Source organism: Hominimerdicola alba, from assembly GCF_900109655.1.
Classification (GTDB): Bacteria; Bacillota; Clostridia; order Oscillospirales; family Ruminococcaceae; genus Hominimerdicola; species Hominimerdicola alba_B.
Map to the genome: position 1 here is coordinate 82,172 of NZ_FOAT01000001.1, position 18,550 is coordinate 100,721.

The following is an 18,550-nucleotide window of genomic DNA, read 5'->3' on the forward strand; positions in this document are numbered from 1 at the left end:
TTAACCTCCGATGTAGATTATATCGCTTATCTCTCTGCCTCTGTCGGGGATATTTACAAGTTCGCCATCATAGACCATCATAGCCGAGCATCCGCCGTCCAGATTATATGCGGTGGTACAGCCCTCGTCAGCCATTATTGCCGCAAGCTCGCTTAGGGTTGCGCCCTTGGAATATCCCGGGTCTCTGCCGTCAACGGTGACTATTTTATAGTGCCCCGGTTCGATGTAGCCAATTGCTGAACGGGGATTCGCACTGTTCAGATAGGTGGTTGTATTGAAGCTATCAAGTACGCCGCCGTTGCCGTCCAGAAGCATAGGTCCGAAGCACCATGCCTGCCATACGCCTTGAGCAAGCACTGCCTCAGTGTCGAATTCCTCATAAGTATAGGTCTTCATCTCACCGTTTGTGAACAGTACGCAGATGTCAACATCGTTAAGGTTATCGCGGTACTTTATGCCGTTGCGGACAACTATGCCTTCCTCGGAATTGCCATAGAAATCGCCGTTTACAGCGAATACAGCATTGTTCTCTGATGCCATATTGAAAATAGAATCTTTGATGTTCTTGCCGTATGTGTCCTTTGCAAGACCTGTTTTCAGAACATCGACGCTTGATACATAGATATCAGCTGAATAATAAGTTATCTTATCATCGCCCTCGCCAAACCATTTTTTGTCGATATAGATGACTGCATCGTCACCCTCATAGGTGACAACTCTCTCCGACTGAACATCAGCGTTCAGCACGGTATCCACCAGGTTCTTGTCGGCGGTGTATTCGTCGGTATCGGTGTTATCATACCAGTTTTCCTTTGTGTGTTCGTGATGTTCCTTTTTCTTTTTTTCCGGAAGACTGCTGTCCTCAGTAACGCTGTCAGCAGGGGAGTTGCTGTCCTCCGATACACTGCTGTTATCATCTTCACTGTCGTTGCTTACTGCGGATGCTTCCGTCTCGTCGCTATTTTTTTCGGATTTAGGCAGGGCGAAGCTTGTTTTGTTAGAGCTGTCAACTTCCGCAACGACCGTGCCCTTGGTGTTTGCGCTATGGGGCATAACATAATCAAAAAGCATGAACGTCCCGACAGCTGCGCAGACAAGCAGCGTATCTGTGACTATCATTCCCCAGACAGGCATTCTTTTATTTTTGCTCATCAGTAGTCAGACCTTTCTTTTTAAAGACAAAACTGCGCTGTGCGCTCCAGCTGAATAAAAACAGCAGGACTTCAACTATCATCTTTGCGATGTACTCGTTTTTGATAACGTATTTTACAATATTCTCCAGCAGGAAAGTGTTCACAGCAAGTATAACCGTAGCAAGCGCAAAGTATTTCAGTGCTGTTTTATAGAGATTATCCTTGTTTTTGAAAACCACCTTTTTATTCAGCATGAAATTGAATATGGAGCTGAACACTCTTGCGATAATATTTGAAAGTTTAATGCTTCCGCTAAATGCGAATATCACGGAATACAGAACGTAATCCACGCAGAAACTCAGCAGGGAAGAGCAGGAAAATTTGAGAATATCCTTGTATATCCTTAGTGAATCTTTTATAGGATTGAAATGGGAGCTCTTGTTTTCGTCAAGGTACACCGTTTCGATCGGCACTTCATAAAAGCCGATTCCGTCCCTTGCGGCTTCCAGAAGCATATTCATCTCGTACTCGTATCTGTCGCCCGAAAGCCCCAGCATAAATTCAGTAAGCCTGCTTGAAAAACCGCGCAGACCTGTCTGAGTATCGCTGACACCAACGCCTGCGGCGAATTTGAAAACGGCTTTTGTTAAGTTATTTCCGAAACGGCTTCGCAGTGGAATATCCCCTTTGAAACGTCTGCAGCCCATTACCAGCTTGTCTGGATGTTCTTTCAGAGCCTCGGATATCCTCATGATATCTGCGGGTTTGTGCTGACCGTCAGCATCGGCTGTAATAACAAAGTAACTGCATTTGCAATTTTCCTTGATATATGTGAAAGCCGTCCTCAGGGCGGCGCCTTTTCCGCGGTTGAATTCGTGTATAAGCAGTTGAGCTTTGTTTTTAACGCTCTCAAATATCTCTTTTTTATCGGCACTGCTGCCGTCATCGACCACTATCAGCTTATAGGTATTTTTCGCTGCAAGCTCATCAACAAGACCTATCAGCTTTTCATCTGGTTCGTAGGCAGGTATGACGATATAAATGCTGTCAATATCCATTCTTATCAGTTCCTTATTGTTCTTTTACGATAATTATAATCTGCAAAACTAAATTATACTTAAATATTTGATCTTATTCTATCAGACCTTTGATACCGTTTTCCTTGAACTGCTTTTTATAGTATGTCAGTTCCTCGGAGATCAAATCGTCAATGACCTGCATACCCAGCAGTTCAACGGGAGCTTTGTCATCAGTCAGGATAAGCTCGCCACCCTCGTATCTCTCCATATTCATGTAAACATCTTCCATGAGATTTTTAAGATCGGGGTCTTCAAGCTTTTGTGAAGACGAGTAAAGTCTGTCGGGCATACCTGTAAGTTCTGAAGCGAAAAGCTCGCGGTTTGTGGTACCATCTACCTTAACCGTGTACACATTACCGAAAACGGAAGCTATGGTATCGCAGAGGTATTCATTGATACTGCCTTCTTTGTCCGAATGCATATTCATGTTTACGACCATAACACCACCCGGTGCAAGGCTTTCTTTTACTAGCGTGAAAAATTCAACTGATGACATCTGGAACGGTATTGTGATATCCTGATAAGCGTCAACCATGATGACATCGTATTTTACAGCTGAATCAGGGTCTTTTCTGTTAGCACCTTTCAGGGAGTTTAGAAAAGCTCTGCCATCGTAGGTAGTAACTTTTATATCGCTGTCAAGTTCGAAATATTTATGGGCAAGATCGGTTATCTTATCATCTATCTCAACGCCATCGACTTTGATTCCCGGAAAAAAAGCTCTGCACTGTTTGGCATATGTACCTGTACCCATGCCAAGTACCAGCATATTCTTTTCAGTTACATCACCACCATCGCTCATAAGGGGAGCTGCCATGGCTGTATCATAGTAAAGTCCTGAAAGACCGCCGTCTTTCATGTAGATCGACTGTACACCGAAAAGCACGTTTGTCGATAAAGATGCTTGTTTTTCATCCTCTTTTACCTGAAGATAATTGTAAACGGATTCGCCTTCATATGTCAGTGATTTCTCCCAGAATGCAAAGCCGAGAACAGTTCCCGTAACACAGAAAGCTATAAAAAGCACAGTGCATATGGCAACACGGATATATCCGCGCTTGCAGGAAAAGAAATATACGATACCAAGAAGAAGCAGTATTCCCGAAAAGATCAGGAATGTAACAGCTGTACCGACTGTGGGTATTGTGATGAATGTCGGAGCGAAAGTACCGATTATACTGCCGACAGTATTGAAAGCGCCCAGTGTGCCAACAGTTTTGCCGTTGTCCTCAAGGCTGTCGGTGGTGTATTTTACCAGGGATGGTGTTACCGTACCAAGAAGAAAAAGCGGGTAAACAAATATCACCATACAAGCCAGAAATGCTGCCCATATCAGAAAATTCGTACTTACCGTGACCACCAGCAATGCAGATATTCCAAGTATTACCATTTTACCGATAAAGGGTATAGCTGCTATCCATACTGACGAAAATAGTATCCGTTTATAAAGCTTGTCTGGGTCAGGATCTTTATCGGCACTTTTTCCGCCAAAATAGTTACCCAGCGCCATAGCGATCATGATAGTACCGATGATGATAGTCCATACTATCTGAGAAGAGCTGAAATACGGTGCCAACAGTCTGCTTGCACCCAGTTCAACCGCCATAACTGACATTCCTGCAAAAAACTCCGTAAGATAAAGGTATAGCTTGCTTTTAAGAATACCCGGCGTTTTAGTTTTATTGTTATCTGATTTGTTTTTCATAAATGACACTCCGTAAATAAAAATTTACTGCATACAAAATATAGTAACATATTTTTCGCATCAAGTCAATTGAATTTTTATAAATAAAATGATTATTACAAGCGGATTATGTGGAATGACAGTAGATCGTGAATGATAATAACAGAGACTTTAAAATATCGTATGATGTCAATGGCAGAAAAACTCAGATATAACATAAAAACAAACCGAAAACATCTATGGGTTACGGTTTGTTGGTTGTATAATAATCTGACGCATATAATTATAATTATCCTTTTTGGAAATTATCCGCTCCCCTTAACCGCACTAAATTTTTATTTAGTGCGGTTTTATGTTCGGCTCGTTTACAATCATATCATCTTTTTATTTTTTTGTCAATGGGGTGTCCCCCATTTTCTGCAACTAGGTCAATAACCTCATGCATTATCATGTTTAACTCCGTGTCTATGAGTGTACGCCCTCGGAGCGTGAAATATTCGTCATTACTTCTAAGCAGACATTGAGCGTACACAAGCAAGTCCATTATCTCATCACTTTCTATTATTCGGCGCACCTCCTTTAGCCGCATTCAGACCACCACCAAGTAATGTAATCAAGTCGGCGGCTGACATCTTACGAAGCATATTTTCGACCGTTGACCCCTTTCGGGTCACACGGTATATCTTTACCCGTGCTACGTTGTGAAACTCGTTGCACACTAAGCGAGGACTTTGTCCGAGCTTGTATCCGCAACGAATGTAACACGGATCATAGAACCGCTTTGACTGATATAAACAATCTAGCCTTGTGCAGAACTTGCACAAGCAATTCATGCATTTGGATATACCCATGTATATTCCCCTTTCAGCGCGTATTTGCTTGCGTTTTGTGGTCTGCCTTTCCTTTGGTTTTATATATCTGTTTTCAAAGTGATTGTTTTATGTGGCTAATATCAAGTAATAGCCACCCGCCGCCCAGAGTTGCCACTTTTTGCACACGTTCGCGGTCGGAGCGCCCCGCTTGCGGGGTGCAAGCGGGGCGCTGCCGAACCGCTGAACGTGCGCCCAAAGAATGTCCCCTTTCTTTTGCGGCGCTTATGTGGCTAACTGCCTTGACCGTCAGCCATTTGAATATATATCTTCAACTTCGTAATCAACATCACCATTTTCATCCTTAATGACACGATACGAAAAGCCCTCGCCTACTGAATCATCAAGGACAACCAGAGCATTAGACAAATGCTCATATACCTTTGTCGGTAAATAATCCATACCAAGCAACATCATTATCATTTCACTTGCAACAGCCGAATGATACTTAGAAAAATCGGTATTGCACTTTATATCGTTAGCCATAATAATTCCTTTCCTGTTGTAAACGAGTGCTAAACAATTCGATTCGCTTAAACCGTCTGTGAAGCTCTGAGGGCTTGTCTGACCGTTCAAGTAATCGGATGGACTAACGCCCCGCGAGCCGTGCGGAGCTTATTTTAGAGCTTCACAGGCGATTCAAGCAAGCCGAGACACACAACAACCGCCTGCGGCATTTATTCCACGTTCCCTTGACATGGGACCCGAGCGGGCAGTCTATTCAACAGGCACAGGCAGGGCACGCCTGCCTGCGGCTACAAGCCTAGACCGCCCGCACCCATGTCAAGGGACTTTCGCGGCATAAAAGCCGCAGGCTAGTGCGTAAAGGAGCTATGAAAATGCGCCCCGAATGGAGCGCATGAACATTCTGCGTCTTATCGCACTAAATTTTGCGTATGGTTTTTATTTAGTGCGGTTTTGTGTATACACATATTCGGATATACTTTATCCCTTTCCCATCGATCGATCTGCTGGTTAGCCGTTTCAACTCACAAAACTGATCCTGTCATTTCTATTACCGGACGATCTCACCATAACAGAACTCACCGTCCGTTGAAATCACACGAACTTTTCTTATCCGTCTGCGCCATGTTTCTTCGGAATTATCCCTGTGAACTTTTATCATGACATAATTCGGCGCGTGACCGCTGTGCCATTCAGCTTCTGTCTCTCGCTCAAACAGAACATCAAACACCTTTCCGACACAGCTAGACAGATACTCCGCTTTGGTTTTCGTACAGACCTCTGACATACGTTTTGCTCGTTCATGCTTTATGTGCTGAGGAACTTGGTTTGGCATATCATTCGCCTTTGTTCCTGCTCTGCGTGAATACGGGAAAATATGTGCATCTGCAAAAGCTATCTCTTCTGCGAATGAAAGTGATTCTTCAAAGGCTTTGTCGTCCTCTCCCGGGAATCCCACCATTATATCGGTGGTTATGGCGCAGTTCGGGAAATATTCTCTCAGCAATTTGCAAAGTGCTGTATATTCTGCAGAATCATAGCGTCTATTCATGGCTTTCAGAATGCTGTCGCTTCCGCTTTGAAGTGACAGATGAAAATGCGGACACAGTTTATCAAGTTCCGCAAGCCTTTTGATATCGTCTTCAAGTATCATCTCGGGTTCGATAGAACCAAGCCTAACTCGGAACTCCCCTTTTAACGAACATATGCTCTCTATCACGTCGGTCAGGGTGGGTCTTTCGGGGAGATCTTTTCCGTAGAAACAGAGATTTATACCTGTCAGTATCAGTTCCTTGTGTCCTGCGGCGATGTTCTGTTCAGCTTCGCTGACCACGTCTTTCAGCGGTTTTGAGCGAACGTGTCCCCTGGCATACGGGATGATGCAGTAGGTACAGTAGCAGTCGCATCCGTCCTGAATTTTAATGTAGGAGCGAGTTTTTTCACCGCTGCATTTGTTGGTCATGCTGTCGATCTTTTCACCTTTGGTATGTTCGCTTATGCTTATGATACGCTCCCCTGTTTTCATAAATCTGTCGGTTAGTTCGGGGATACTTCCCTTGTTTTCCGTGCCGACGATTATATCGCACTCTGCAAGGCCCTCGGCTTTTTCCCTGAATGCCTGAGGAAAACAGCCTGCAAGTACAGTTACAGCCCGCGGAGATGTTTTGCGTATCCGCCTTAACATTTGCAGACATTTCTGGTCAGCCTGTTCGGTGACGGTGCAGCTGTTTATCACACATACGTTAGCCGATGCAATATCCCTGACGGTTTCATGACCTTCCTGCTCAAATTTCTCGCGGATATGTTCCGTTTCATACTGATTTACCTTACAGCCGAAGGTATAGTAATATATTTTCATATAATAAATTCTCTCCTCAAAATATGTAGGATATGTACAAAATATTCAGCTCTGTATTGTGAAAGTCACACAATTGAAGCTTTTGTGAACTACATCTATTGACTATTGTACCATATTTTATTTTTTTTTGCAAATAAGCCTTGACATTTGGGAAAATATGATTATAATTATAAATGTAGCAAGAAGCTACGTGGATATTTAAGTTAGAATTGTGTAAGGAGGAACCAATATGAAAAAGGTTAAGATCTCACTTGATTCCATTCAGGCTGTTAAGGAATTTGTAGGCATCGTTATGATGTATGACTTCGACGTTGACCTTACTTCCGGCAGATATGCAGTAGACGCTAAGTCTATCATGGGTATATTCAGTCTTGATCTGTCTAACCCCATTCAGCTGACAGCTCACACTGAAGATGCTGACAAGTTCTTCGCAGAGATCAAGAAGTTCATCGTTGAATAATATCAGGATCATTTAGTGAATATTAAACGGCAGACCAGACGGTTTGCCGTTTTTTATGTGTGGTGATTTTTGTCCGTTAAAAATATATTCCACAAAACTTGATATTTTAAGCATTGAGCAAAATATCTGGCAGTGGTATAATGATTAAGCTTTAATCTGTATTAAAAGAAGGATAGATTTGATGGTAAAATTTATGAAGTCACAGCCTGTACTGGTAGCGGCTTTTTTGGCGGCTCTTGTGACTATGTTCATCATCCCGCCCGATGCGGGATATGCGGGCTACGTCAACCGTGCTGTGCTGATACAGCTTTTCTCGCTGATGACTGCTGTCGCAGGGCTGAGGAGTATCGGGATATTTGAGCGGATCACGGACGTACTGCTCGAAAAGGCGGGTACGGTTCGCAGGCTGGGGCAGATATTCGTGCTGATATGCTTTTTCACTTCGATGCTTGTGACAAACGATGTTGCACTGCTGACATTTATCCCGCTGACGCTGATAGCCATGAATGGAGTTGACAAAAAAAGCCTAATAATGACTATTGTGCTTGAAACGGCAGCGGCTAATCTGGGAAGCATGCTCACACCTGTCGGCAATCCGCAGAATCTTTTTATCTACGCGTACTACGATATGACAGCTCTGATGTTTGTAAAAACCATGGCGCCTGCTGGCATTGCGAGCTTTGCGATACTTATGCTATTGACACTGCTTTTGCCGAAAGATAAATGCACTCACCCAAAGAGCACAGAAACGGAGAACTTCCCTGCTGTTCCGCTATGGGGTTATCTGGTGCTGTTTGCAGTTTGTCTACTGTCGGTTTTCAGAGTAATACCCGACTACATCTGCCTTATTTCTGCGGTTGTATGCGCGCTGATACTCAACCGTAAACTGCTTATCAAGGTGGATTACTCACTGCTTGCCACATTCCTGTGCTTCTTTATTTTCGTGGGAAATATTGCAAGGGTAGGTGCGGTGAACGATTTCTTTTCCGGGATAATGAAAGGCAGAGAACTTCTTGTTTCGGCGGCTCTTTCACAGGTAATTAGCAATGTTCCTGCGACAATGATGCTTTCGGGATTTACAGGAAGCGGCACACAGCTTATGCTTGGGGTTAATATCGGCGGACTTGGAACGCTTATAGCTTCACTGGCAAGCCTTATTTCTTTTCAGTTTTACAGAAAGACCGAGGGCGCAGATTCGGTGAGATATATTGCAGTTTTCTCGGTAATTAATTTCGGTATGCTGATAACTCTTCTGCTGCTTCAGATGCTGATAACACTTATATAAACAAAGACGGTATTTCCAAAATAAGGAAATGCCGTTTTGTATTGACAGCCAATACTTTTTGAGGTATGATATGATTTAGAATCAAAGATCTGAAAGGAGAACAACATGAAAGCAAAAAAATCGGATTGGTACAAATACAACTGGGGACTTGATATCAAAAATATGTCCTGGGTAGAGAATACTGCCAGTGAAGTTGAATATATCATCAAACTATGCGGGCTGAAAGGTAATGAGCGTATACTCGATCTTGCCTGTGGTTTTGGCAGACATTCGCTGGAATTTGCACGCCGCGGATTCAGTGTGGTCGGTGCGGATATCACGGAGATCTATATTGAGGACGCTAAAAAATCGGCTAGGGAAATGGGTCTTAAAAATGCGGAGTTCATATGCTGTGATATCAGGGATATCGCTTACAAAGAGGAATTCGATGTGGTGCTTAATCTCGCAGACGGCGCTATCGGTTATCTTGAAAACGATGAAGAGAATCTGAAAATATTCGATAGGATAGCAGCTGCTCTGAAACAAGGCGGTCATCATGTATGCGATCTTGTCTGCGGAGATTATGCTGATGCTCACTTCCCTGTCAGGTTATGGGACAGCGGCAGTAATACTCTCTCTCTTTCCGAATTTGACTGGGACAGAGAGAAGAGGATAATGCTTTTCGGTAACTGTGATATTGCCTACGGTGAGGTTCTTAAAGTGCCCGATATCCCAGAGGGCGATCCTACAAGGGTCTACACCATAACAGAGATAAAAGATATCATGTGCATCCGCGGCATGGAAGTTACGGGTACATTTGCGGGATACAGCGATATACCTGCTGGAAAAGAGAATTTTCAGATGCTTATTCATAGCGTGAAAAAATAAAGATGGCTGTATGTATAATAATTTGGATTAGATAATATTTTAATAAAAGGCTAAAATATTTATATCAACTGTACGCAATTTTTCCCCACAAACAAAATTAGATGTGCTATAATATATACACAAACGGAAAAGCTTGTGTTCCGTTTGTTGACATTCATAATAATACACCTCTTTTTTGTTTGTGCCGTCCTTTCGGCAAAGCCGTGCTTGTGAGAGAGCGCGGCTTTTTTCTTGACACAAAAACCATATCATGATATAATAATCTCGTTATTGAAAACTTATGGTCTTTTATGATCAAAAGATCGCTTTTTCGGAGGACATATATGAAAAGTACTGATTTCACGATGATCACAACTTCCCTGCCGACAGAACAAGGCAATATTATCATCGATGAGTTTATTCCCGCAATTGATGGCAGATATCCCTGTGTGATAATGAGCCACGGTTTCAATTCATGCGCCGAAGAGCTTCACGATATAGCAGAAAAGCTGGCGGAAAACGGTATATATGCTCTCTGCTACGATTTTAACGGCGGCGGCAACAAGGGTAGAAGCACAGGCAAGACCACGGATATGAGCGTTCTGACTGAGCAGAATGATCTAAGGGCTGTTATCGGGTATGTGAAAAGTCTTCCGCAGACAGGCGATATTTATCTGTACGGCGAAAGTCAGGGAGGATTCGTTTCGGCTTTGACTGCACCTGATATCCCCGATATCGCAGGATTGTTCCTTGTTTATCCTGCATTTGTTATTCCACACGACTGGCTTAGCAGAGATGAAAGCACAATACAGGGCGAATTCGATTTCATGGGTGTGAAGCTTACAAGAGCTTATTACGATGGTGTGCCGAGATACGACGTTTTTGCAAAAGCAGCGGAATTCAAGAAATCTGTAAAGATATGGCACGGCGGTGCAGACCCTGTGGTTGATCCCGAATACTCGCTGAAACTTGTGAAATGCTATGAGAACTGCGAACTCAAAGTTTTCAGCGGGCACGTACACTGGTTCCCGCCTGAACTCCGAGCAGTTATCGCGGATGAGATATTACGTTCTATAAAAGCATAAATAAAAATGCTGTGTTACCTATTGGATAACACAGCATTTTCTATTTTGGTTGGAATTTTTTTATCACTTCATTGTGGCAAGGAGACCGTCTTTATTAAAAGCACCATTAAGTTCAGCGGTCTTCTTATTGTAGTTTATGTTGAATACAGCGTAGTTTACTGATTTACCTGTACTCTCATTTGTTAAGGAAATTGTGAGAGTTTCGGTATCTTTGCCGGAGATATCCATATTTATCGCACCGCCTGCGACAGCTTTGGCATCGGAGATAGCCTGTGTATAGCGTGTCTTTCCGTCTACCAGTCCCTTGATCGTGTATTTACCGCTCAGATCTTCGGGCATAGGGATACTGATCGTCATATCAACCAGGTTATTTTTATCATACTGCAGGTCTTTATTCAGTTCACCTACCAGATCGGCTGTCTTTTTATCATAATCTACAACAAATTCAGCATAGTCGATCGATTCTCCGGTTGCTTCGTTTTTTAGCGTAACTTTTAATCTCTCTGTCTTCTTGCCGGAAACATCCAGCTGTATCGAACTGCCGGCAACTTTAGATGCATCAGAGATCATCTTTGTATAACGTATATTTCCGTCTATATAGCCATTTACTGTGTATTCTCCGGTCAGACCCTTGGGCATAGGGAGACTTATAGTAAGATCAACGGGATCGGTCTCGCCTGTGGATACATAAATGATGACCTCGGTGTCTCTATCAACTCTTCTGTCTGGTTCGAGAGACTGGTCGATTACCTTGCCCTTATCACCGTCATGAGGCATATCCTCAACTTTTGCTTTCAACTTGTTTTCCTTAAGGATCGTGATAGCCTTCTCTTTAGTCAGACCAACAACGTTAGGTACCTTGACCTGAGTATCCAGCGGACCCTTGCTGACATAAAGTGTGACCATATCTTCAACAGCAAATTCATTACCTGCTGAAGGCTCTGTGCATATGGCTATGCCCTCGGGAACGTTATCATCGTACTTGCATCTCAGAAGAACTGTAAAGCCTGCTTCTCTCAGTTCGATCTCTGCATCTGCAGATGATTTGCCTGAAACATCGGGGATAACTGCCGTCTGCACTCCAAGACTTACTTTAAGTGTAATAGTGTAACCTTCCTCAACAATTTTACCCGGGTCCTGGCTTTGCCAGAAGATAATACCTTCTTCGTGCTCCATAGTATACCCGTATTCAACTTCGATATTGAGTTTATCGCCCCAATCAATCTCAACCTGTTCGATGTTTTTACCAACAAAACTCGGTAAAATTAAAGAGCCGATATCCTCCTCTTGTGAGGTATTTACCTCCGACGAAGAAGGACTTGTGGTATTGATCTGCTTTCCGAAAAGCATTGTAGCTGACACTGTACCTGCCGCAAGTACCGCGATACAAGCTGCTATCGCATCTCCGCGGTGTATTCTCAACTTACCGTTAGATGCGGATATATTGCTATCCGTTTTGTTTTCTGTGATATTCTTATGTCCTTTTATGACACCGTTTGTATTGTTCATTTTGAATCCTGCCTTTCCCATTACGGAGGAGAGAATCCTTTCTCGGGCATCATCAGGTATCTGAGCATCTTTGCCGAAATCGGCGAAGTCGTCACGAAGGATATCAGCGTCGCTTTCCGAAGCTCGATCGCGTAAGTTCTTCAATCTGTTCTTCATCATTCTCTACCCTCCAATATCTTTTTTAGTTTTTTCAGTCCGCGGGATATTCTCATGTTTATCATGCCTTTGCTCATGCCCAGCTCTTTGGCAATGTCAATGTTCTTCTGACCGAAGTAGTACTTACGTATAAATATTGTGCTGTCAGGTTCGCCCAGTTCTTTTACAGCTTCAAGCAGTTCCCTGCTTTCGTCTTTTTCAGCGGCGATACAGTTTTCAAGTTCATCATAATCTACTGTATCAACGCTTTTGCTTTTTTTGCGGAATACATCGATACAATGCCGCTTTGCGATAACACCAAGGATAGCCTGTACTGAGCGGAAGTTAAAGTCGTTGTTCAGTCCAACATTGTAAAATGCGAGAAAAATATCGCTGACAGCTTCTTCGATATCTTCGCTTGTACATACGTCCGAAAGGCGTGTGCAGGCGATCTTATATACGTAGGCGCTGTATTGCCTGACAGTCTGTTCAAGTCCTCGCTCGTGATCGGACTGCAGCAAGATCAGAAGTTCATTGTCATTCATTATGAATACCTCACTATTGAAACGTTTCAATATATACAGTCGAAACTAAAAACGGAAAAGTAACATGATCGTAAAAAATAATAATGTAAACGTTTTGTGAATAGGATTCAGACTGAAAAGTCTGACTTTTAGATTATACCATATCCATGGAAATATTGTCAATTCTCAACTTGTGGAGATTTGTTCTATTTTCACGGGCAAAAGTTATACAATAGCCAAAACAGCGGTGATATAATATACTTGTGAAATAAGAGCTGTATTAAAATATAATAAGGAGTGATAACATGGGATACAATAGAACAGATGATGCAAACATAATAAATAAAAGGTACATGGATTCCATACTTTTTGAGGAAAGGCTTGTAGGTTCTGTGGCGGCGGATACCGAAACGGAATTTCTGGGAGAGCGGTTTTCTATGCCGATCTTCATGCCTGCATTTTCGCACCTGAATAATTTCGGCGGACGAAGTCTGACAGGTCTTGAAGAGTATTCTCTTGCAGCTAAGGAACTCAACGTGCTGAATTTCGTTGGCATGGTTGAGAATGATATGTTTGAAAAGATAGTTGCCACAGGTGCGAAAACCGTGCGTATAGTCAAGCCATACGCTGATAATGGCAAGGTGCGCGACCAGATGCAGTTTGCGGAATTTAACGGTGCTTTCGGCATAGGAATGGATATCGACCACATTTTTGGCATGAACGGCTATGATATCTGCATGGGCGAAAAAATGACTGCCCAAAGTGCGGATATGCTGCGTTCTTATGTTGAGGCTTCAAAGCTCCCTTTTATTGTAAAGGGTGTGCTTAGTGTACGTGATGCTTTGCTGTGTGCTGATATCGGAGTAAAGGCTATAATAGTCAGCCACCATCACGGCAGACTTCCCTATGCGGTACCGCCTATGATGATACTTCCCGAAATAAAAGAAGCCCTCAAAGGCAGAGATGTTCGTATAATAGTTGACTGTGGTATCGCCAGCGGTTCGGATGTATACAAGGCAATTGCCCTTGGTGCTGATGCTGCTGCGGTTGGCAGAGGGATGCTCCCCTATCTTGAAAAAGATGGAACAGAGGGCGTAAAATCCTGCTTCGGTCATATTAGGGACGAACTGAGATACGTCATGAGCTTCACAGGATTTTCCAAAGTCAGCGATATCGACGACTCGGCGCTTAGGTTTACACGATAAACAAAATGACCTCTTTGGATTCAAACCAAAGAGGTCGTTCTTATCTTTCATAAGTTCAAAAATATGATATCATAATACCTTGTAAAGCCCATTTAACTGCCCCTTTAAATAGGCAAGATATTTCAGATATTCCTCGTCCGTATTGAGATGTTCAAGTATCATCGGCATATCACTGTCCAGCTTGTTCATCGCCTCGGCGTAGTATCTTAGCGGGAATTCTCCCAGACCGGGAGCGCATTCTTCAAGCTGAAGAGTATACTCCTGCTTCAGGTGAATGTCCTTTACATGACAGCTTCTTATGCGCCCGCCCAGAAGCTCTGCACATTCGTTGATGAATTCTTCCATGCCGAAATACCGATCTGCCGAATTGATCATATTTACAGCATCAAGATGTACAGCGAACCTGTTACGGTCTACCATTTCAATAAGACGCAGATATTCTTTGGGACTTGTGGGTATCATCCACGGCATGGGTTCAAGGGTGAAGTATGTGTTGCGTACATTCGCAGTATCAATTATGTACTGCACCATTGATACCGTTTTCTTCCATGCTTCATCGGTGAAATTAGCTTTGTATCCGCCGTCCCAGCGTTCACCGAAAGCTCCTGCCACATTCACAGCACACCTTGCCCCGAGATAGTCTGCCAGCCTTAACTGCTCTATACAGTAGTCGAGATTTTTGCGTCTCTCCTGCTCATCGGCGGCGAGAGCATTTCTCCATATCCCCACCTCAGCTATCATAAGACCGTACTTCTCTGCCGCATTTTTGTATTCGTCGATACGGTCGATTGGCTCATTGCTCCGGATGGGAAAAACCACTGCCGAACACCCTAACGCACAGAGATTTTTTGCCCATTCCTCAGCAGATGAGTGTCTTAGCGGGGATGATGTACCAAGTCTCATGACTATGCCTCCTGTAAGATTATTTCAGCATTCCGATGATGTCAGAAGCTATCTTCTCCGGGGTTATACCAAGATTGTCAAGAAGCTCACTGGCATTGTATCTGTCGTAGAACTCCTTGCCAAGTCCGTAGCATCTGACATTAACATCGCTGCCGCCGAAATATGCAGCGATCTTCTGACCGAAACCGCCGTCGAGAGAACCATCCTCAAGTGTGATGACCACTTTGCACTTCTCCTTGAGGGTATCCAGCATCGGTATATCAAGCCCTGTTACGAATCTGGGATTTATCAGCGCAGCATTGATCCCCTGCTCTGCCAGTATCTCAACTGTCTTTTCACCTATCTGATAGAAACCGCCCACAGCGATAACAGCTGCTTTTTCACCTTGTTTGACCATCTCTGACTTGTTCAGCTCGCTGTAATCAGTGGGTATTTCCCTGTCAGTATGAACAACTCCGTTTCCGGGAACACGTATAGCCACAGGATAGGTATTCTGCTCGAGGAACCAGTCAAGCATTGCAATGTATTCCTCTGCACAGGTAGGTGCAAGGTATACAAGCCCCGGGATATTGGATATCATGGGTATATCGTAGATACCGATATGCGTAACATCACTCATGCCGTACACCGAAGCCGAGAACACAAGGAATGTCACAGGCGAACTGTTAAGACAAACGTCCTGCATTATCTGGTCGTAAGTTCTCTGCATAAAGGTGCTGTTCACGCCGAACACAGGTTTTCCACCGTTTCTGGCAATACCCGAAGCCAGTGCGGTGGCAGTTTCCTCTGCTATGCCAACATCGAAAAACTGATTTTTGTACTTCTCACGCAGCTTCTCGTCAAATCCGAACACCATTGGAGTTGCCGCTGTAATTGCACACACCGACTTGTCCTTATCCATCTTTTTGGTAAGATAATCAGCTGTCAGTGAACCATAGTTCTCTCCATTGCCCCAGTTTACGGTAGATTTTCCTGTTTCGGGGTCAAATGGCATAGACCAGTGCCAGTTTTCCTTGTTGTTTTCTGCGATGGGATAACCCTTGCCTTTCTTGGTGACGATATGCACTACAACAGGCTTTGTGGAATCCTTAACACCCTTAAAGGCTTCTATAAGCTGTTCGATATCGTTGCCGTCAGCCACGAAAACATAGTCAAGACCCATAGCTGTGAACAGATTTGTTTCAGCCTTGCCGTTGCCATCACGCAAAGCTTTCAGGTTCTTGTACATACCTCCGTGGTTCTCCGCAATGGACATATCATTATCATTTACAACGATGATAAAGTTGCTGTCCATCTCCCCTGCGAAGTCGATACCCTCCAGAGCTTCACCGCCGCTGAGGGAACCATCGCCGATAACAGCGATGATATTCTCCTTGCCGCCTGTGAGGTCTCTGCCCTTTGCAAGACCTGCCGCCAGGCTCACAGATGTTGAGGTGTGACCGATGTTGAAGAAATCATGTGCGCTTTCCTCGGGATTTGTGTAGCCCGATACATCACCGAAATGTTCATCGGATATGTAGCCCAGCTTTCTTCCAGTGAGTATCTTGTGGGGGTAGCACTGGTGAGAAACGTCAAAAACGATTTTATCCTTCGGTGAATCAAAAACATAGTGCATAGCTATTGTCGTTTCAACTATACCGAAGTTAGGACCAAAATGACCGCCGCGCTTGGAAAGACGGTTCATCATAGCGTCTCTTATGTCCTGCGCAAGTCCTTTCAGCTCGTTGATATCCAGCTTTTTAACGTCCTCGGGAGAGTTTACCCTGTCAAGGATCTCGTACATATGCAAATACCTCTCTTTTCATAATTCCATAATTATCTGTCCTTCTGCTGTAATATTGTAGCACAATCCCTCATTCCAAAACTATAACATATTTTCAGAAAAATTGTATAAACCTATAGAAGCCGACCTTATATGTCTATATAAGAAATCTCATTATAAAAACAGGAAGATACCTCATAACGAAGTATCTTCCGTGAAAGTATAGACATTATCAAGCTGCCGTTAATCGCTCTATAAGTCGGATCGTGAATTATTTCAGCAGATCTTCAAGTATAACAGCTGCATCAGTTACACAGCCGCGGCAGGTCCTTAGTACATTGCCTGTACCGATTCCCTTAAGTTCGCGGCACATCAGCGATGAGTTCATTTCCATGAATCGCTTTTCAAGTTCAGCTATTTTCTTTGAAGCTATCTCTTCACCGTATTTCCTTTTAAGAACGAGCTCGGCTGCGAGCACAGCTCCGCATTTGTCCATTTTGCCTCCTGCATAGCGCATAGCAGCATTCCAGGCTTCATCAACGGTCATTCCTGCATCATCGATGAAAGCACAAAGAACAGCGCTTGAACAGCTCTGACCGTTTTTGTGGTTCTCTATTGCCAGATCACTTTTTTTATTCATCTCTTTCCTCCATGCAAAGACCGCAGAGTGTTGTCTGCGGTCTTAAGTTCATTATCTGTTCAGTGGCAGTACCGAGTTCTTTATAACAAGGTCGCCCTCGATGGTACGCATACGGTATATGGTGCTGGGGTCATTTAGACGCTGTATCAGCGTATTTACAGTAAGCTCAGCCATATACTCTGCATCTATGCTGATGGTAGTTATGGTCGGGTCGCTGACTTCCGATATAAGATAGTTATCGTAGCCAACAACAGATACGTCCTCGGGAACGGAATAACCGTGCTCACGCAGCTGCTTGATGGTCTGGAAAGCGACTTCATCACAGTTGCAGACAAAAGCAGTAGGCATATCCTTCGGGAATACAAGGTCGATAGGATCGGAATACTTGTCCCTGTCATCGATTATCCAATCGTCACGTATCTCAAGATCATGCTCGATAAGTGCTTTGAGGTAGCCCATGTATCTGTCGAATATGCTGGATGTAGCTTTCTTTGAGCCGATAAAGCCGATACGTCTGTGACCAAGGCTTATGAGATAGTTTGCAAGCTTGTATCCGCCGTTGTAGCCGTTGGTAACTATGGAGTCAACCTTAAGACCGGGAACATAGTAGTCCAGCAGAATAAGATGCTCAACATTCTCGGAAAGATTCTGAGCATATACGTGGGAAATCTCACCCAGCGAGATAAGGGCAGATATCTTTCTGTCGGTTACGATATTAGGCAGTACCAGATTCTCCTCGTCCTTGTACTCAAGATTCTCGATGACGCAGTACAGGTTCTCTCTCTTCAATCTTTGTACAAGGCTGTTGTACAGTGTCCAGTAGAAAGAGCCGCTGAGTCCCACATACTTTTCTGGTATGAGGACACCGATATTGCTCTTCTTGCGCGAGGTCACAGTCTTAGAGGGCACATAGCCCATTTCTTCAGCCACCTGTTTGATCTTAGCTCTCAGCTCATCACTAACACCGCTCTTATCAGCAAGCGCCTTTGAAACGGTAACGTTGCTGGTGTTGCAGGCTTTAGCGATATCTATCAGGGTAACAGGTTTTTTCATTGTTATCACTCCTTTGATTGTTATAACTTAATATTAACTTTATTATAAACAATTT

At 43.7% G+C, this 18,550-nt stretch carries 16 protein-coding genes; 5 read left to right on the forward strand and 11 right to left on the reverse strand.

Going from position 1 to position 18,550, the window contains the following annotated elements:
• From BMY75_RS00400 to mtaB, 5 genes are all read right to left on the reverse strand, one after another.
• Positions 1–1,152: a phosphodiester glycosidase family protein gene (locus BMY75_RS00400; RefSeq protein WP_074828016.1), complete on the reverse strand. Its 1,152-nt coding sequence runs from the start codon at positions 1,150–1,152 to the stop codon at positions 1–3.
• Positions 1,139–2,191: a bifunctional glycosyltransferase family 2/GtrA family protein gene (locus tag BMY75_RS00405; RefSeq protein WP_074828020.1), complete on the reverse strand. Its 1,053-nt coding sequence runs from the start codon at positions 2,189–2,191 to the stop codon at positions 1,139–1,141. Before BMY75_RS00405 ends, BMY75_RS00400 begins: the two co-directional genes overlap by 14 nt.
• A 73-nt stretch (positions 2,192–2,264) precedes the next feature.
• Positions 2,265–3,917, reverse strand: a complete 1,653-nt coding sequence (locus tag BMY75_RS00410) for a spermidine synthase (RefSeq protein WP_074828023.1) — start codon at positions 3,915–3,917, stop codon at positions 2,265–2,267.
• A 1,097-nt stretch (positions 3,918–5,014) separates the two neighbouring features.
• Entirely contained in the window at positions 5,015–5,251 is a 237-nt protein-coding gene (locus BMY75_RS00420) for a hypothetical protein (protein ID WP_074828030.1), read from the reverse strand.
• A 529-nt stretch (positions 5,252–5,780) separates the two neighbouring features.
• Entirely contained in the window at positions 5,781–7,088 is a 1,308-nt protein-coding gene (gene mtaB, locus BMY75_RS00425; protein ID WP_074828032.1) for a tRNA (N(6)-L-threonylcarbamoyladenosine(37)-C(2))-methylthiotransferase MtaB, read from the reverse strand.
• Positions 7,089–7,317: 229 nt separating this feature from the next.
• Here mtaB and BMY75_RS00430 point away from each other — a divergent pair, with 229 nt between their 5' ends.
• The 4 genes from BMY75_RS00430 (at position 7,318) to BMY75_RS00445 (ending at position 10,764) form a co-directional block, all read left to right on the forward strand.
• Positions 7,318–7,548 (forward strand): HPr family phosphocarrier protein, encoded by a 231-nt coding sequence (locus BMY75_RS00430; protein WP_024856564.1) that lies wholly within the window; start codon positions 7,318–7,320, stop codon positions 7,546–7,548.
• 181 nt (positions 7,549–7,729) lie between these two features.
• Positions 7,730–8,833, forward strand: a complete 1,104-nt coding sequence (locus tag BMY75_RS00435) for an SLC13 family permease (RefSeq protein WP_074828035.1) — start codon at positions 7,730–7,732, stop codon at positions 8,831–8,833.
• 105 nt (positions 8,834–8,938) lie between these two features.
• On the forward strand, positions 8,939–9,700 hold the full coding sequence (locus BMY75_RS00440; RefSeq protein ID WP_170844226.1) for a class I SAM-dependent methyltransferase: 762 nt from the start codon (positions 8,939–8,941) through the stop codon (positions 9,698–9,700).
• Positions 9,701–10,023: 323 nt separating this feature from the next.
• Positions 10,024–10,764: an alpha/beta hydrolase gene (locus BMY75_RS00445; protein WP_074828037.1), complete on the forward strand. Its 741-nt coding sequence runs from the start codon at positions 10,024–10,026 to the stop codon at positions 10,762–10,764.
• A 63-nt stretch (positions 10,765–10,827) separates the two neighbouring features.
• Here the strand turns inward: BMY75_RS00445 and BMY75_RS00450 are convergent, their stop codons facing one another.
• Both BMY75_RS00450 and BMY75_RS00455 read right to left on the reverse strand, forming a co-directional pair.
• Positions 10,828–12,432, reverse strand: coding sequence for a PASTA domain-containing protein (locus BMY75_RS00450; protein ID WP_074828039.1), 1,605 nt, complete (start codon positions 12,430–12,432; stop codon positions 10,828–10,830).
• Positions 12,429–12,953 (reverse strand): RNA polymerase sigma factor, encoded by a 525-nt coding sequence (locus BMY75_RS00455; protein ID WP_074828042.1) that lies wholly within the window; start codon positions 12,951–12,953, stop codon positions 12,429–12,431. The genes BMY75_RS00450 and BMY75_RS00455 overlap by 4 nt, the downstream gene beginning before the upstream one ends.
• Positions 12,954–13,237: 284 nt before the next feature.
• On the opposite strand from BMY75_RS00455, the gene BMY75_RS00460 reads away from it, so the two are divergent.
• Positions 13,238–14,137: an alpha-hydroxy-acid oxidizing protein gene (locus BMY75_RS00460; RefSeq protein ID WP_074828046.1), complete on the forward strand. Its 900-nt coding sequence runs from the start codon at positions 13,238–13,240 to the stop codon at positions 14,135–14,137.
• 69 nt (positions 14,138–14,206) lie between these two features.
• Here BMY75_RS00460 and BMY75_RS00465 read toward each other — a convergent pair whose 3' ends face one another.
• The 4 genes from BMY75_RS00465 to BMY75_RS00480 form a co-directional block, all read right to left on the reverse strand.
• Positions 14,207–15,040: a sugar phosphate isomerase/epimerase family protein gene (locus BMY75_RS00465; protein ID WP_074828048.1), complete on the reverse strand. Its 834-nt coding sequence runs from the start codon at positions 15,038–15,040 to the stop codon at positions 14,207–14,209.
• Between the two features lie 19 nt (positions 15,041–15,059).
• Positions 15,060–16,823 (reverse strand): 1-deoxy-D-xylulose-5-phosphate synthase, encoded by a 1,764-nt coding sequence (locus BMY75_RS00470; RefSeq protein ID WP_074828051.1) that lies wholly within the window; start codon positions 16,821–16,823, stop codon positions 15,060–15,062.
• 250 nt (positions 16,824–17,073) lie between these two features.
• The gene (locus BMY75_RS00475; protein ID WP_074828053.1) at positions 17,074–17,442 is read right to left on the reverse strand and encodes a C-GCAxxG-C-C family protein; all 369 of its coding nucleotides are present in this window, start codon (positions 17,440–17,442) and stop codon (positions 17,074–17,076) included.
• A gap of 51 nt (positions 17,443–17,493) precedes the next feature.
• Positions 17,494–18,495 (reverse strand): LacI family DNA-binding transcriptional regulator, encoded by a 1,002-nt coding sequence (locus BMY75_RS00480; protein ID WP_074828056.1) that lies wholly within the window; start codon positions 18,493–18,495, stop codon positions 17,494–17,496.
• Positions 18,496–18,550: the final 55 nt, after the last annotated feature.

What these genes read in the sequence shown, in the direction of transcription:
- BMY75_RS00440 (WP_170844226.1), top strand. Translation starts at nt 8,939, where the DNA reads ATGAAAGCAAAAAAATCGGATTGGTACAAATACAACTGGGGACTTGAT.
- BMY75_RS00430 (WP_024856564.1), top strand. Translation starts at nt 7,318, where the DNA reads ATGAAAAAGGTTAAGATCTCACTTGATTCCATTCAGGCTGTTAAGGAA.
- BMY75_RS00435 (WP_074828035.1), top strand. Translation starts at nt 7,730, where the DNA reads ATGGTAAAATTTATGAAGTCACAGCCTGTACTGGTAGCGGCTTTTTTG.
- BMY75_RS00420 (WP_074828030.1), bottom strand. Translation starts at nt 5,251, where the DNA reads ATGGCTAACGATATAAAGTGCAATACCGATTTTTCTAAGTATCATTCG.
- BMY75_RS00475 (WP_074828053.1), bottom strand. Translation starts at nt 17,442, where the DNA reads ATGAATAAAAAAAGTGATCTGGCAATAGAGAACCACAAAAACGGTCAG.
- BMY75_RS00470 (WP_074828051.1), bottom strand. Translation starts at nt 16,823, where the DNA reads ATGTACGAGATCCTTGACAGGGTAAACTCTCCCGAGGACGTTAAAAAG.
- BMY75_RS00460 (WP_074828046.1), top strand. Translation starts at nt 13,238, where the DNA reads ATGGGATACAATAGAACAGATGATGCAAACATAATAAATAAAAGGTAC.
- BMY75_RS00480 (WP_074828056.1), bottom strand. Translation starts at nt 18,495, where the DNA reads ATGAAAAAACCTGTTACCCTGATAGATATCGCTAAAGCCTGCAACACC.
- BMY75_RS00465 (WP_074828048.1), bottom strand. Translation starts at nt 15,040, where the DNA reads ATGAGACTTGGTACATCATCCCCGCTAAGACACTCATCTGCTGAGGAA.
- BMY75_RS00410 (WP_074828023.1), bottom strand. Translation starts at nt 3,917, where the DNA reads ATGAAAAACAAATCAGATAACAATAAAACTAAAACGCCGGGTATTCTT.
- BMY75_RS00450 (WP_074828039.1), bottom strand. Translation starts at nt 12,432, where the DNA reads ATGATGAAGAACAGATTGAAGAACTTACGCGATCGAGCTTCGGAAAGC.
- BMY75_RS00400 (WP_074828016.1), bottom strand. Translation starts at nt 1,152, where the DNA reads ATGAGCAAAAATAAAAGAATGCCTGTCTGGGGAATGATAGTCACAGAT.
- mtaB (WP_074828032.1), bottom strand. Translation starts at nt 7,088, where the DNA reads ATGAAAATATATTACTATACCTTCGGCTGTAAGGTAAATCAGTATGAA.
- BMY75_RS00405 (WP_074828020.1), bottom strand. Translation starts at nt 2,191, where the DNA reads ATGGATATTGACAGCATTTATATCGTCATACCTGCCTACGAACCAGAT.
- BMY75_RS00445 (WP_074828037.1), top strand. Translation starts at nt 10,024, where the DNA reads ATGAAAAGTACTGATTTCACGATGATCACAACTTCCCTGCCGACAGAA.
- BMY75_RS00455 (WP_074828042.1), bottom strand. Translation starts at nt 12,953, where the DNA reads ATGAATGACAATGAACTTCTGATCTTGCTGCAGTCCGATCACGAGCGA.